Genomic DNA, 15,890 nt, shown 5'->3' with positions numbered 1-15,890 from the left:
GAAGCCGGGAGGCTACTCGCGGGAGCTGTCGAGCTGCTCCAGAACGCTTCCGCTCTCGCCCTCGATGCCATCGATGATCACGCGGATCGTGGGTGCCTCGTCCATCTCGAGCACATGCTCACCCGGTACGAACGTGTCGAGACGCTCCAGGAAGCTGCGGATCACGCTGTCCTTCTGCTGGTCGCCCGTCTCGAGCACGACCTCGGTCGTGTCGGTGTTGACGGGCATGAACGCGTAGACGCCGGAATCCCCCTCGCGGAGCTCGATGTTCGTGCGGTACTCGAGGCCGCCGATCTCGACCGTGCGCACCGACCACGGCGACCAGATCAGGACCGCCACCAGCGCGGCCACCACGGCGGCGGCAGCGGCGATCGCGATAGCGATCCACCGCGGCCGACGCGTCCGGGGGGCCGCCGAACGGCGGCCCGACCGGGGGGTGTCGTGGGACATCATTCCGCGAACTCCTCTCGACCGTCGCGACGACGGCGAACCATGATCAGAAACAGCCCTCCACCACCGAGCAGCAACGCGATGACCAGCGCCGCTGTGAGCCCGCCGAGTCCGGTGAAGGCGAGGCGGTCCTGCACGAAGGGGAAGTCGAGCGTGCGGTGGTCGAGCAGCTCGTCGAGGAGGACGTTGCCGTCCTCGTCGAACAGCACCAGGTCGGCGACGATCGACTCGACGCGCGATCCGTTCAGGGTCGCGGTGACGCTCGCCCCGCCGCTCATCCGGTAGCCGAACGGCATGTCGACCGTCGTGCGATAGGTGCGCGGCTGCAGGTAGGTGTCGTGCGTCTCGTCGAAGTCGACCGGCATGACCGTGAAGGCGTAGCGGCCGTTCGCGTCGGTCGTGCGGGTGGAGGTGCCCGTGACGTCCTCGACGATCACCCACTCGTCGTCGACGAGCTCCCACAGCGTGACCGTGAGGCCCGCGAGCGGCGTCTCGCCATCCTGACGCAGACCGTCCTCGAGCTTCTCGCCCCACGCGCTGCCGCCCACGATCACGGTGTGCTTCTGCGACCGCAGACCCATGTCCATGTGGGTGTCGTCACGCTGCGTCGCCGGGATCGCGAGACCCTCCTCGATCTCGATGATCGAGAACTGGCCGCTGATGCCGGTGTGGATCGTGCCGAACTCCTCGGCGGGCGCCGTCATGTCGCTGTCGATGAGCGGGTCATCGCCCACGTTGACGGGCGACCACATCTGCCATCCGTCGCGCTGGGCCGACACACGGTACTCACGCGGCTGCAGGAAGTTCGCCGCCGTGTCGTCGAAGTGCATCGGCGCGACGCGGAAGCTGTAGACACCGTCCTCACCGGAGACGACCACACCGCGTCCGTCGAGGTCGAGCGCCTGTACCCACTCGCCGTCGACGAGCTCCCACAGCGTCACCTCGCGGCCCACGATGGGCTTCTCGTCCTCGGCTCGGAGGCCGTCGTGGTCGGCGTCGTCCCACACCATGCCGCCGATGATGCTGGCGGGTTCGAGCAGACCGAGGTCCACCGTCGGGTGCGAGATCGACGTGCGCGTGTCCACGGGGATCAGGTGACCGTCCACGTGCTCGGCGAGCACGTACACATCCGACACCGCCGTGATGGTCGCCCCACGGGCGTCCTCGACGAAGTCGCTGTCGATGCCGTCAGCACCCGCGTTGTGCGAGGTGAGTCCGAGCCACAGAGGAATCTCCGAAACCACGACGCGGTACTCGAGCAGGGTGCCGCTCGCGTCGTCATAGGTCGGGAGGTCCTCGAAGCTGTAGACGTTCGTCGACGCCATCGAGCCGACCGCCTTCCAGGATCCGCCGTCGCGACGCACCTCGAGGGTGGCCGTGAAGCGCGGGTCGGCGAGGTCGTCGTCGAGCTTCGTGCCGTCGGACTGGTCGTCGATGAAGATCTCACCGGCGATCGACGCTGTGGCGTGGGCGATCAGACCGAGATCGATCGTCACGACGTCGCGCATCACCGGCTCATCCCCGCTCGCGTCGGCGATGAGGGAGATGAGTCCCGTGCCGTCGCTCGCGGTCTGCATCGTGCCGTCGAGCTGGAAATCGGAGTCGAGATCCGTGCGCGTCCCCTGGAGCGCCGGCGCGAGGGTGTACCCCGCAACGAGCTCGCCCGGGAGCACTGCAACGGCGTAGCGGTACTCGATCAGCTCATCCGCCACCGCCAGGTCGAACGCCTCCACCCGACGGAACGAGTAGAAACCGTGCGAGTCCGAGGTCGCGGTCTCGTCGAACGTCTCGTCGCGCACCCACAGGCCGTCCTCGTCCTGGACGTACTTGTACAGGTGCACGGTCTGACCGCCCACGCCCGGCTCACCCAGATCCTGGATGCCGTTGCGGTTGAGGTCGTCCCAGACGCGGTCGCCGATGACGGCGAAGTTGTCACGCTCGTAGAAGCCGACATCGACGTTCATCCGGTCCGCGAAGCGCGAGGCGAAGAGGCCCTCGAGCCCGAAGTCCATCGGGTTGCTCCGGACAACCAGCGTGCCGTCTTCCAGCTCCACGAGCACACCGTCGTTGTCGTCCGAGAACTCGAACGGGTCAGCGGAACGCAGCAGCGGAGTCACCGGGATCTTGACGTTGTAACGACCCTCAGCGTTCGTCACCTGGATCAGGTACTCGTTCTCGCGCGGCAGGAACGTGAACTCGTAGGCGCCGTCCGTGTCGGAGACATCCGTCAGCGGCTCGCCGTCGTGGTCGAGAACGGGCGAACCATCCGGGTGGATGAGCGCCACGTTGTACCCAGCCAGCTTCGCCTCGGCGGCGATGCGGGTGCCGTTGCGGTCCTTGTCGTTCCAGATGACACCGCCCGTGCGGATCTTCTCGGCGACACCCAGGTCGAAGGCCATCCGCAGCTCGTCCGGCGTCGAAACGGTGACGTCAGCCGGCTTCGAGACCGCGACGAGGGAACCCGTCGCGTTCGGCGCGGGAACGTCAGCCGCCGAACCCTTCGGGAACTCCTCGACGGCCGTCTTGTCGAACATCTCCGACGTGGTCACGCCGTAGCGGTCGTAGGCCGCCGGGAACTCGAACATCACGCGGTACGTGGCCGGTGCGAGGTTCGAGAACACGTAGTACCCCGCGTTGCCGTGGATGTCGGAACGGGTGGTCGTGGTCATCGGCCCGTCGGATGCGGTGGTCTGCCCGAGGTCGTCGTAGACGATGTCGCCGAGGATGTCGTCGATCACGACCCAGCCTCCGTTGTGCTGCGTGATGGCACGCCCACGCGCGTCCGCGTAGTTGCCGCGCTCGGTGAGGAGCGTGACCGTGACGCCGTTGATACCGGGGTCATCGACCGTGCCGTCGTCGTTGAGATCCTTCGACGGCTTGAGCAGCGTGCGGCCGTTCTGGTCGACCCAGGTCTCTCCTTCGTCCTGCGCGGCGTTGTAGTTCACGTCGTGCCAGACGTAGTTCCCGATCGAGACGGTGCCCGCCTGCTCGGTCACATACACACCGGCCGTGTTCGATTCCTGCGGCTTGAAGCTGTCCGCACGCTGCGTACCCACGAAGGAGTTCCACTGCGCGTAATCAGCCGACGTCGCAGTCTGGTTCGATCCCTCGAGGTACACCGGCGCGTTCAGCGGCGACGTCATGTCGTATGTGAGTGTCAGCTTGCTCTTACCGGGCAGGATCTCGGCGGCGTCGTTGAGCATCACCAGGATCGCCCGGGCGTCAGCCAGCAGCGTCGGGTCGGACGCCACCGCGGTGCGGAAGTCGGCCAACGTCACGAAGTGCTCGCTCCGGACCGCCGACGCGACGGACGGCGTAGCCAGGCTGTCGTAGAACGCCGTGGTGGAGGCCTCTGTGGCTTCCGGCAGAGTCGAGCGCACGACCTTGGTGCCGTCCTTGCGGAACGGCCCCACGTAGAGCGTGTACTTGTTCGCCGGGTAGACCATCGGGCTGGCACCTTCACGGCGCAGCTCGAAGCTGCTCAGGTCGAGCAGACCCGACGCCTTCGACTCTCGGGATGCACCCGCATCGAAGATCGAGGTGTCGCCCACGTGCGGCAGCACGTCGTACATGATCGGGTACGGGTACGGCTTCTCTTCCATCTCGTTCGTGTTGTCGAGCGAGATGGTGAAGGTGTACTCGCCACCCTCGCGCACCGGGGTAAGCCCCGGAGCGACCGTTCCGGCAAGGTTCAGGTCGGAGTAGGCGGTCTTGCGCTTGCCGAAGTTGTCGTAGACCTCGTACTGGAAGAGCTGACGCTCGTTGAACACGAGACGGTCACTCGTGATGTTGTTGCGGTCCAGGTCGTTCTGGTCGGTCACGTACCCGAGACGGTTGTCCTTGTTCCACACCGAGTTGAGCGGCTGGAGAAGACCCGTGTTGTTCGTCAGATACGCACGCGACGTGACATCGGACGAGCTGACGCCCGGAGTGTACTCGTCGACGAGGCCGATGAAGTCGACCACGACCTTGTCCCCCGGGTAGATCATGCCGTCGAACCACACCGTGATGACGTTGCGGTCCATACCGGGCCACGGGCCCGAGTACATGTCGACGTGGGTGAGGTAGGAATCCTCGTTCGTGGGATCAGCACGCACCAGCTTCCACGTCCACTGATAGGCGTCCTCGTCCACCAGGGGGTGCGGAGAGCGGTGGTGTCCGTCGAGCGGGTGGGTCTCGTCGACCTCATCGTTCGGCACGTACGTGAACGGCTTGTTCATCGCCATCACGCTCGGCAGCTCGAAGGTGAGGACCGGATCGATGAGCGTGTCTTCCGCGTAGGTGCGAGACTCATCCGACTTGGGGTCGGTGTCCCACATCGTGTCGTCGGCGTTGATCGCCTCCCCACGGAACTTGAGGAACGCGGGCGGCTTGATGGCGGTGTTGTCCGACCATCCGTAGAGCCGCTCCTCGGGGTAGGTGCGGTCCGAGCGGTAGTACAGCGCTTCGTGCTTCACGTTCACGACCGGGCGCGACATGGTGAGGTACGAGCGCGAGACCGACTGAGCCAGCTTCGCGCGGGCATCCGCGACGTAGTTCGCCCACACCTGGGCGGTGTCGTAGATGAACACGGTCCGGTCACCGACCGACGCGGCGCGCATCCCCACGGAGATCGCGTTGTCGGTCACACCCTCGGGGTACTCCTCGATCGAGTCGTTCTTCGGGTCCGTCTGCGTCACATCCTGGGAACCGGCGGTATCCGGGTCGGCGTCGATCGCGAGGCGCAGCCCCGTGGGCACGAGGAAGTTGTCATCGAGCGAACGCACGATGACGCGGACCTTCGTGTAACCGAGGCGGTCTCCCGAGATGTCGTACCGGACGTTCTCGGTGGCGCTGTTGATGCCGAGCGAGGTCCAGTTATCCGTCTCGTAGCCGTCCTCCGAGATCGCCTTCGAGACCTGCACCTCGACCTCGAACACCTCGTCGATCGTCTTCCCCGCCGCCGTGAGACGGTCGAGCGTCTCCTGCGGGAACTCCCACGTACCCGACGTCACGTAGAGCAGCGTCGTCGTGAGCGCGTCCTGACTGAGGGGCACCGACGGGTCGTTCGACCGGTTGGTCGGCAGGATCTGCTCGACGACCAGGTCCTTCAGCGCAGAACCCGTGTTCTTCACGTGCGTGACCAGGTATTCGATGTCGTCAGATGACTTGAAGTACGGGTCACCGGTGAGGATCACATCCGGGTCGGCGCTGTTGTACTTCAGGCGCGGGCGCGCGGTGTTGACACGGACCTCGGCGCTCGGCTTGATGATCTCGATCTCGGTCGGATCAGCAGCGAAACGGCTGGTCTTCTCTCCGTCGGCGTCGTAATCAGGCGTCGCATCGGTCTCGACCACGAGCTGCTCGTAGCCGAACACGTTGATCGGCTGGACGATGAAGTCGTCCTCGCGTTGGTCGCCCGTGATGAGCGTGAGGTCATCGGGGACGGCCGACACATAGGTGTCGATGATCAGCGACGGGTGCTCCCAGGTGGTCCCGCCGGTCGTGGCGTCGCCCTCGAAACCGTCGACCAGCTGCAGCTCGAAGCGGAGCTCGAAGCGATCACCCGAGGCGAGCTTGCCCTCGGTGCCGTCTCCGCCATCCGGGGTCGTGACCATCCACTGGATGAGCTGGCGCTCGCCCGCGCCCTCACGCTCGTCCTCGGTGACGGCTTCCACGGTGTACCCGAGATCTTCGAACGCAGCGCGATCGAGCAGCTTGCCATCGATCAGCAGACGGACGTCGCCGGTCTTGTGGGCGAAGCTTGTCACGTACGCCGACACGAGGAACCGTGAGTTGTGCACGTCTCCCGCGGTCTGGATCTCTTCGTACGGGTTCGACTTCGAGACGGGGCGGTTGCGCACCTCTGTCGACAGCCAGAACTTGCCGGCAGGGTCGAGGTGGAGAGGCTCCTGCGCCGGGTTCAGCTGACGATCCTTCGGCGTCGCCTCAGCGGTCGCGCCGGCCTTCGTCTGATTGACGATGTTCGGCTGACGCAGCACGAGCTGCGTCGAGCCCGACGCGCCCGTGTTGACGCTGGGTGCCGTGACCTCGTCCGGCAGCAGTTCGCTGGCGGCGACGTTCCACTGTCCGTTGGTGTGCAGCGGCACCTCGGTTGCGGGGGTGAACTTCTGCGTGGGTGTGATGAGGCGCTCGGTGACGCGGATCTGGCCGAAGTTGCTCGACCAGCTGCTCATCGAGTCGCGACGGTTCTTGTCGTTCATGAACGGCGTCGTGCCGTTGCCGATCGATCCGTCGCGGTAGTCGTCGCGACCAGACGGAACCGAGCCCGTGGTGTGCGAGCCGCTGACCACCGGGTACGAGACCGGACGCTCGGTGTGCGCGAGCGCGACGATCGGCTGGTAGTACTTCTCGCTCGTGTCCTCGCCGAACGACGGGGAGTCGACGACCATGACGCGCGGCGAGACGGTGAGCGACTGGTTGTAGCGGATCTCGTGCATGACCTGCTGCGAGACGGCATCATCCTTGGCGATGAAGTGCAGCACATACCGGAGGCCGTGCTCACTGTCGACGCGCTCGACGCTCACCTCGAGGTGCTGCGAGACGTCTCCCCCGGTCAGCGCCACACCGGAAGCTGTGGCGGCCGGAGTGGTCGACCTGTAGGTGACGTCGGTGATCTGCGCAGTGAAGACCACATCCTGCTGACCGGAGAGGTCTTCGGAGTAGCGAGCGATGTCGCCGTCGATCACCGGGACGATGCCGTACGGAAGCGCGACGGTGATGGTCGGGTCGAACCACGAACCGCGTGCACCGCCGATCACCTGCGGCTGGCGGGTCCACACCTCGTCGTTCAGGTAGTCGCCGCTGTACCAGTTGTAGCCGGAGCGCCCGCGGATGTAGTCATCCTGCGATTCGATCTGCTGGTTCTCGACCGTGGCGTTGACCGTGAACTGCTCGTAGAGGTCGACCGTGTAGTCCTGGATGGAGCGGTCGTAGGCGGTGGTGTAGCTCGCCTCATCCTTCGTGATCTCGTTCCACACGCGCAGCGTGGGAACGCGCATTGCGATCTGGTCTCCCGTCATCACGGCGGGCTTGCCGTTGAGCTCGGCGCGAGTTCCTTGAGCGTTGAGCCCGCGAATGTACATGCCGTACGGCTCGAAGGAGAGCCACGTGTCGCCGTTGTAGAAGTCCCAGTAGAGCGAGTCGTGGTCGATGCCGAGGGGGGCCGCGTCGTTGACGTGGCGCTTCTCGTTGTAGCTGTTGAAGCCGCGGGTGAAGGCACCGTAGCCGGCACCGTCGACCACCGAGGCGTAGAGCTCCATGTACGGCTCGGTGTCGATGCTGGTGACCGTGAGCTGGTCGTACCAGTAGGCCTTGCCGTTCACGAGGTGGGAGGACTCCTCCGCCACACGCACGCGCACGTCGACTCGCTGGTACTTCGAGGTCGTGGTTGCGGCGGGCGCGTCGAACATGCCCGTCAGAGCCGCCGGCACCTGGATGCGCAGCACGTACGGCGCCTCGTCGGTGAACGTCGCCGTGGCGTCGGTTCCGGCTTCCTGCGACTGGGCAGGGGCCGCCCAGGTGATCGGATCTCCCGGCTTCTGCACCACCTTCACGGATCCCTCGGGCAGGGCGATCTCGTTGCCCGCGCCGTCATAGGCGGTGACGCCGAGCAGCGAGCCGTCGGCCGCGTAGGGACTGATGCCGAGCGGCAGCACCTCGAGGTACTCCACACCGGATTCGATCGGGTGGTCGCCGAGGTTCGCGGCGTGCAGGCTCACGGTGAACAGCTCGTCGAGCTGCACCGCGTAGGTGTAGTTGTCGTACGCGTACGGGCTGTAGCCACGACGCGGGATGTCGATGTGGTTCAGCGAGCCATCGTGCTCGTAGAAGTTGGCACCCGAGACGCCGTAGGTCTCGGTGCGCTCGCGATCCGGTGCCATCTCGCTGGCCGCATAGAGCCAGGCACGGCTCAGCTGCATGGAATCCTGAGCCCACAGCACACGCTCACGGTCGGCCTTGGCCGATCCGTCGACTCGTGCGCTCGTCACGAAGCGCCAGTTGTCGTCCTGGTTCGCGCCGGTCTTCGATTCGAACAGCAGACTGTCGGTGCGTTCCTGCAGGTACACCTGGTGCGAGCGCGCGCTGTCAGCCGAGGCGTCGTAATAGGTGTCGATATAGGAGCGCGAGTAGGTCTCGACCGGCTGGGCGCGCTCGCCGGTGCCACCGGGAACCCACGACGACGAGGTCGACAGGAACTCGGCCGCCGTCATCTCGTGACCGCGCGAGCCGGTGATGCCGGCATCGTGCAGAAGCGCCGCCATGTCCATGTCGTAGTTGTGGGCGTTCTTCGCGAGCGGGGTGTCGTTCGTGTACCAGCCGCTGAGCGGTGCGTAGACGCTGCGACCATCCGGGTACGTCGCGACCGGAAGGTCCTCGTCGCGGATCGTGCCCGAGTAGATGATCTCGAGACGCTCGCCCCGGCCGAGGTCGTCCGGGAAGGTGTACGTGATCGAGCGGAAGGTGATCGTGTCCGCCGGGTTGGTGGCGGTGTTCGCCGGCGAGGCGCTCGAGAGCAGACCCCAGCTGTCGTTGTGACGGTCATTGGAGAACTGCTGCGCGCCACCCACGTCGAGGGCGTCGACGTGGTCGACGGTCGCCGTCGGCAGAGCGACGTCGGTGCGGAGTGCACCGGCCGCGTCGTAGTGACGGATGACCAGGTCGCCCTCAGCAACAGCGGCCTCGACATCGAACGTGGTGCCCGACATGTGCCGGTCGAGATCGGTGCCGATGTACTCGGGGATGCGGTCGTAGATGACCGGGTCGAGCAGCGGAGCCTTGCCGTAGCCGGTGTTCTCGGTCGGAGCCGTGTTCGCGTTGCGGGCCGTGATCTTCATCGACACCGCGTCACCCGGGCGGTACGAGGTCTTGCCGAGCGCGCTCGACGGGGTGTTCGGCGTGAGCGCCTCGGCCTCGTCGTCGAACGACTTGAGGTCGAGCTCGATCACCGGGATCGCCTTGTGAATGACGGAGGTCGCGCGCGGAGCCTGCGCGTACGACGCCACGGCCGGGTTGCCGTCGGTCGAACCCTCGTGGTGCGTCAGCACGAGACGCGCCTCGGAGATGATGTCGTACGTCTTCGCACTCGCGCTGACGTAAGGCTGCCAGTGCCCGATGCCGTGGACCGTGAAGGCGGGCATCGTCAGCACCGTCTGCCCGTCGCGCGCCGGCACGATGCCGTAGTCGATGCGGAGGCGGTTGACGTCGGCGAGCTCGTGGACGTCGGGGTCGTAGGTGACCCACGATCCGTCGACCTCGATCTCGACCGTCGGGTCGGCGAGACCCGCAGGCCCCGCCGGCTGCGGCAGCTCGGTCAGCTCGAATCCGCGCGCGCGGGTGTCGAGTGTGAGGTACAGCACCGCTTCGGTGTTGTCGTGCAGGATCTCGTTCTCGATCTGCGAGATCGTGAGCGTCATCGGGGTGCCCGAGAGGCTCTCCACATCGAACTCGCTGCCGATGCGGAGGCGGTTCGGGTCGGCGTAGTCGTACGTCGGGTGCACGCGGGCGAGGTGCTCCGCGGTGCCGTCGGCGTCGTAGTCGGCGGCGACGTTCGAGTCGGCGCCCGCACCATTCACACCGCCGCTGCTCACCACGTAGTCCTGCATCTGGTGCAGGAAGCCGGGGCGGGCGTACGAGTACGGCGCGACCTGCTTGTTCTGCGTAGCCAAGAGGTCGGCGCTGTAGTCGTTCACCGCCGTGTACTCGACGAGCACGAAGACGGACTCGCCCGCGTCAAGCCACAGGTCATCGAACACGACCGTCTGCAGCTTCTCGGGGTTGGCGCCGGACACGGTGACCGTGTTCGCCGTGGGGGCGACGAGGGTGCGACCGGCCGCCGCGATCACGCTGGCGATGCGGGGATCCGGCGTGCCGGTGATGACCTGCAGGTCCGAGATCTTCAGACCCGTCGGCGCGGTGAAGTGGCCGCGCGGTTCGTAGACGGGCAGCGAGCCGCTCGTCTCGGTCGCGGAGTTGCGCAGCTCGTAGAGCACCTTGGTCGTGTCGCCGACAGCGATGTTGTCGTCGATGATCTGGCGGTCGGTGTCGGCGTCGTAGAAGTACCCGCCGGACTCGGTTGCCGCGGTGAGGGCTTCGGTCAGGTGGAGACCGTGCAGCTGCAGCTGGGCGAGGCGGTGCTGAACCACCGGCGCGTTGTTGCCGCTGTTGCGCGTGAACGAGGGCTTCGATCCGCCGTTTCCGGTTCCACTCACTGCGGACTCGGTGAACACCTGCGGAGTCACCACGTTCGTCACCGCCACGTTGAAGGAGCTGTAGTGGCGGCTGCTGGTCTCCGCCTTGAATTCCTCGTTGCGGAAGGAGGGCTTCGAGTCCCAGCCCTTGCCGGCGGCGGTCTCATCGACCCACACACCGGTGAGCCCGACGTAGGGCTTGCTCGTGATGCGAGTGGGCAGGTTCTCTCCCTGGGAGAGCGAGCCCCACATCCGTGTCAGCGGGGCGCCCTCGGCATCGCGGGCAGCCGAGAACGTGATCTGGATGTTCTGCAGCTTGCGCTCGATGAGCGTCACGTCGTGGCTGAAGTCGACGTCGTTGGTGGTCTCGGTGAGGAGCTCCGGGAAGAGGCTCACGAGGTCGAGCACGTAAGCGTCGGTCGCCGCGTCGTAGGCGAACTCGCCAAGCGGCACCTCGCGGGTGCCCTGAGCCTGCTGGATGACGACCTTCCCGACCGTCCAGTTCCCGTCGAACGCTTCAGCGGGGATCGAGAGCACACGCGAACGGAACGCCGAATCCGGCGTGATCGTCATCGTGAAGTCGGTGATGTCGGCCTGCGACGTGTTCGTGAGGCCGGTGTACATCGTCGTGGTCGTCGGCGTGATGCCGTCGGCGGTGTAGTCGTACAGCGACGTCGCGTCGAACGACATGTCGATCGTCGCACCGAGCTTCGGGGTGTAGCCCTGCAGGATCGCGCTCGTCGTGTGCATGAGCGTGGGAGCGCGGTCGGCGTCCACATCGGCGTCGCTGTGACGGTAGAGGCGCGTGGTTCCGACGAGGTCGCGGTTGCCCGCGACGATGCCGCCGACGCGCACATCCACCTCGTTGAGGTTCGCGCCGAGCGAGTCGGGCGTGACGCCGGCGATCTCTGCGGTGCGGTCGCCGAAGCCGGTGACCTCTTCGAACTTCGCCTCGAACGTGGTGGCGTAGCCGCCCTCACCGAGCGACACGGAGTAGGTTCCGGGACCGGTGCGGTGGAATCCGGGCGCGAGGGCGTTGTCGTAGGTGACGACGAATGCGCCGTTCGCGATCATCTCGGCGCGCATCTCGTCGCCGATGGCGAGGGTGACGCTGTCTGTTCCACCCGGGTCGATGGACGGCGTGCCCGATCCGTCTCCGGCGGTCGCGTACGTCGTGTAGTCGATGCGCAGCGCCGTCAGGTACGTGAGCGTCGACGTGTCTTCGATCGTGATCGTCGACGGCGTGAGGTTGTAGGTGGGGTCGACGCCCGGGTTCGCCGGGTAGGTGAACTCGTACAGCAGGCGGTCGTGGAACGCCTCAGGGTCGTAGTGTTCGAGCCACTCGTCGAACTCGGTCCACACCGGGCTGTAGATGTCGGGGCCGTGCCCGTTGTAGTAGTACCAGTCGGCCTCGTTGACGTTCCAGATGCTCGCGAGGTAGTGGCCCTCGGTTCCCATCGTCACAACCTGACGGGGGTTGTTGGTGTTCGTGACAGCACCCGTGCGGGTGAGCGCGTAGGGGTGCGCGACCAGGGAATAGATCGGCGAAGCCGTGTAGCTGCGCGTGATCGGTCGGTCGATGCCGAACGTGTCCAGCGAGCGGATGCCGGTCGGCTTGTCTCCTGTGGACGTCTCGTAGAAGCGCCCCATGAACTCGATCGCACGCGTCGAGTTGCCCGAGAGCTGCGGGATCGCGTTGGCGCTCTCGCGCGTGAACGCGAGGTTCACCTGCACGCGGCTGACCGGCTGGCTCGGGTCGACGTCGGCGTCCCAGGGGTCCTTGTAATAGGGGTGAGCCGGGTCGTTGATGTCCGCGGGGGTCGTGAAGAGCTGGTCGTCCGGCGTGGACGGGCGCGCGGTCGCGATGCGGGTGTAGGTGCCCTCCACGCTGTTCATCGCATCGAGTGGGCCCTCGACTGTCTTCCACAGCGTCTCGACGCCGTCGACGGTGCGGTAGATGTCGACACTCGTGACGTACGGGCTGACGCGGGAGTTGACCTTGATGTAGTAGAGGTCGAAGTGCTCGGTCGGGAACGTGACGTCGACGGAGGTCGTCTGGTTGTTGTTCTCGTAGGTGGTCGTCGGGCGCTTGATCGTGCCGACGAAACCTCCGAGCGACTTGTAGCCCTGGTCGAGCGTGTAGTCGATCTTCGAGCCGCAATCCCAGTAACCGCAGTACCACTCACGCTCCACCCACTGGCTGTACGTGGGGCTCGCGGTGGCGGCGGTGCCGACCTGGTTGACACCCTCGATGACGACCGTGGTCTTGGTCTCACGCACCTCGACGGTGTTCGTGTGCGTCGACGTCTTCACGGTCGTGTACGGCAGGTTCTGCGTACCCGAGAAGCGCGAACGCAGCTGCTGGGTCTCCCCCATGTCGAGCGTCGAGTCGTAGTCGACCCGCGCGACCGTGGTCAGGCTCGCAAGGGAGAGCTGCGTGCCGGAGATCACGATCGAGCTGACGGCAGGCAGCGTCGTCAGGTCGATCTCGCCCTCGGTGAACGTGTGCACCGAGCCGTCGACCGCGTTCACGGTGATCTCGAGGTCCGAGAACGCGGCGAGGAACGCGTCCGTCAGCGCAACGCGCGTGGGCGTCGCTTCGCCGACCTTCTTGCTCGGCTCGAGCAGGTCGAGCGTGTAGGTGAACTCAGGCGAGGTGACGCCGCCCGTGCTCAGCTGGTAGTCGGCGCTGAACGGTGCCTCGTACGGGATGTAGGTGGTGCTGGTGGTGCGACGGTCACCGTAGATGCCGACGATCTGCGACGAGACAGCGAGCTCCTTCGGAAGCGCGATGTCGATGATGCCCGTCGAGCTGCGGGTCGTGTTCTTGTCGTACGGAACCGGCTGGTAGGTGCGCATCGACACACCAACGGTGTGCTGCACAACAGTGCCGTTGGCGACCTTGCCGGTGACCGACGCGTATGCGGATGCACCGTTCGAACGGAAGGTGTCGGTGTCGATGATGATGCGCGCGGCGTCATCCGCGAGGGGGAACTGCGCGTCGGTGCTGCCGTCGAGACCTTCCACGTTGAGCACCGTCTCGGTTCCGTCGACCGCGACGACGCGAACGCGCACATTCTCGCCATCTTCGAAGAGCTTGCCCGCGAGGGTGAGCGTCGCGTCGGTGATGCCGGTCGCCGAGGCCGAGTTCAGCGTGATGGTGGTGGTCGAGTTCTCGGCCACGGTTCCCTCGCCGATGCCGAACAGGAAGTCGAGGCGTGACTGGGCGTCGTAGGCGACGGTCTTCCGGTCATAGGTTCCGTCGATGCGCACACGGGTCGACGGAATCGCCTCGTCCGGGTAGATGACCGTGAACGAGACGTTCTTCTGCAGCGACCGCGGAACGTCGGTGTAGGTGGTGGGCTGCGAGTAGTCCTCGTTGCTCGCGAAGCGCTCGAGGTAGTTCGCCACCGCCGGCGACGTCATCGTTCCGACCTTGTATGGCGTGCCGTACACGCGGATCGTGAGGGGCACCGACTCGCCGGGAACGAGCTTCTCGGCAAGGTCGGTGAAGACGAACGAGTGTCCCCAGTCGAGGTCGGCCAGGACGCTGGCATCGAACGTGATCGAGGTCGGGTTGTCCTCGTCGTCCAGAACACCGCGCAGGATGCCGGTCCGCGCGTCGCCGGCCTCCGTGGTGTAGCTGTACTCCACGGTGGCGTCGCGGAAGCGGTCCGCGTCGGCGGGGTCGAAGGTGTACTCGATGCGGTCGACCTCGAAGTTCGGGTCGACGCCATAGGTCATCGACGCGTCGAAGATCGGGACGTTCGACGCCGTGCGGATGTCGCTGATCTGGTTCCACGTCTCGTAGCCATAGACCACATCGGGCTGCTTGGTGGTATGCGAGAACGCGAAGTTGTAGGTGGGCAGCTGCACCGTGCGCTCCGCGATGGACGTCTTCGTCCAGTGCGCGTTCTCCGCGAGGGTGATGTCGGTGACCGCGCGGACCTTGAAGGTGGTGGGCAGGCTGGGGAAGCCCTGTCGGCTCATCGGCAGCGAGACGAGGTACTGGCGCTCCCGGTTCGTCTCATCCGGGGTGATGCTGTCGGCGGGCCGCTCGAGCACGATCATTCCGCTTCCGGAATAGGTGTACGGGAGCTCCTCGGTGAGCTCCGATTCGCCGTCCCAGTCGGTGATGTCGTAGATCAGAACACCGCCCTCGCCGGGCACACCGATGAACTTGCCCTCCCGGAATCCAGGATCGGCGTTCGGAACTGGCTCACCGTCTTCGCCATAGATGAAGCGGTTGACATCGAACGGAATGATTCCGTTGATGTTGTCGGTGGTGTCGAAGTCGAAGGTGACCGCGTAGCCGTTGATCTTCGACGATGGGTTCGTCGATGTGTTCTGGAGTGTGTAGATGTAGTCCGCGTACTGGTAACGGTCCCAGATCGGCACGACCGGGCTGCTGCCGTCGGCGACGAAGGGAACGATGCTGGGTTCCCACTGCAGATCGGTCGAGACGATGGTCACACGCGAGTCGTCGTCGACGCCGAACTCCGTCGACCACTCGGAGCCGGGCACCCGGTTGAACATCGTGTACGACACGAAGCCGTTGATCTCGAAGACCGTGCCTTCCGGCACGCCGCCGTAGGGCCCCGAGGTGCCGTCGTTGTAGGTGTTCAGCTCGATGTCGAAGCCGTAGTTGTCTCCCGCGAGAATGTCGCCGTCGTACTGCAGCACGATCGGTCCGCCCTGAACCGTCGTGTCGGAGACGACGATCCAGTCGCCACCCGCCTTCAGCGTGCCCTGAACACCGAGGGGGGTTGCGGGAAGGCTGCGGTCGGTGATCTTGTACTCACCGTCGACATAGGTGAGCGACGGCATGTGGATGCTCACGCGCACGCCGGTGGCGCGACCATCGCCTGTCCAGCTGGGGACGAGACGGTAGTTGATGCGGGTGTTGCTCCCCGACGACATGATCGCCGACTTGGAGCTGAGCACTCCGGGCTCGCCGGTGTAGGTGGTGCCGTTCAGCGCGATGGGCGGGGTGTGGTACAGCGCCTCCGCTGCCGGCTCCGTCGTGGCCGACGCGGCCGCAGCACTCTGGCTGCTCGCAAGAACGTCGGTGAAGGCGAGAGTCGTGGCGAGGATTCCTGCCATGAGACTCGCGAGGAACGGCGTGGTTTTCAACCCACACACCCTTTCGCTGTCCGACACCGATGGGCGCGCCGGCGTGCTGATATGAATTGCCCTAGTTTATGTGTCAACTATGGGAAGGGGCCTGTGCCGAAGGTCCTATTTGCCCCC

Annotated in this window: 2 protein-coding genes; both read right to left on the bottom strand. The window is 65.7% G+C overall.

What is annotated here, in order from left to right:
* Positions 1-12: 12 nt before the first annotated feature.
* A complete protein-coding gene (locus HCR12_RS03955) occupies positions 13-453 on the bottom strand; it encodes a hypothetical protein (protein WP_166867553.1) in 441 nt (146 codons plus the stop codon).
* Positions 450-15,773 (bottom strand): SdrD B-like domain-containing protein, encoded by a 15,324-nt coding sequence (locus HCR12_RS03950; protein WP_166867554.1) that lies wholly within the window; start codon positions 15,771-15,773, stop codon positions 450-452. Before HCR12_RS03950 ends, HCR12_RS03955 begins: the two co-directional genes overlap by 4 nt.
* Positions 15,774-15,890 lie beyond the last annotated feature (117 nt).

The organism is Salinibacterium sp. ZJ70 (assembly GCF_011751865.2).
Lineage (GTDB): Bacteria > Actinomycetota > Actinomycetes > Actinomycetales > Microbacteriaceae > Homoserinibacter.
The sequence above is the reverse complement of the archived record's forward strand: the minus strand, read 5'-3'. Positions and strand labels throughout refer to the sequence as shown.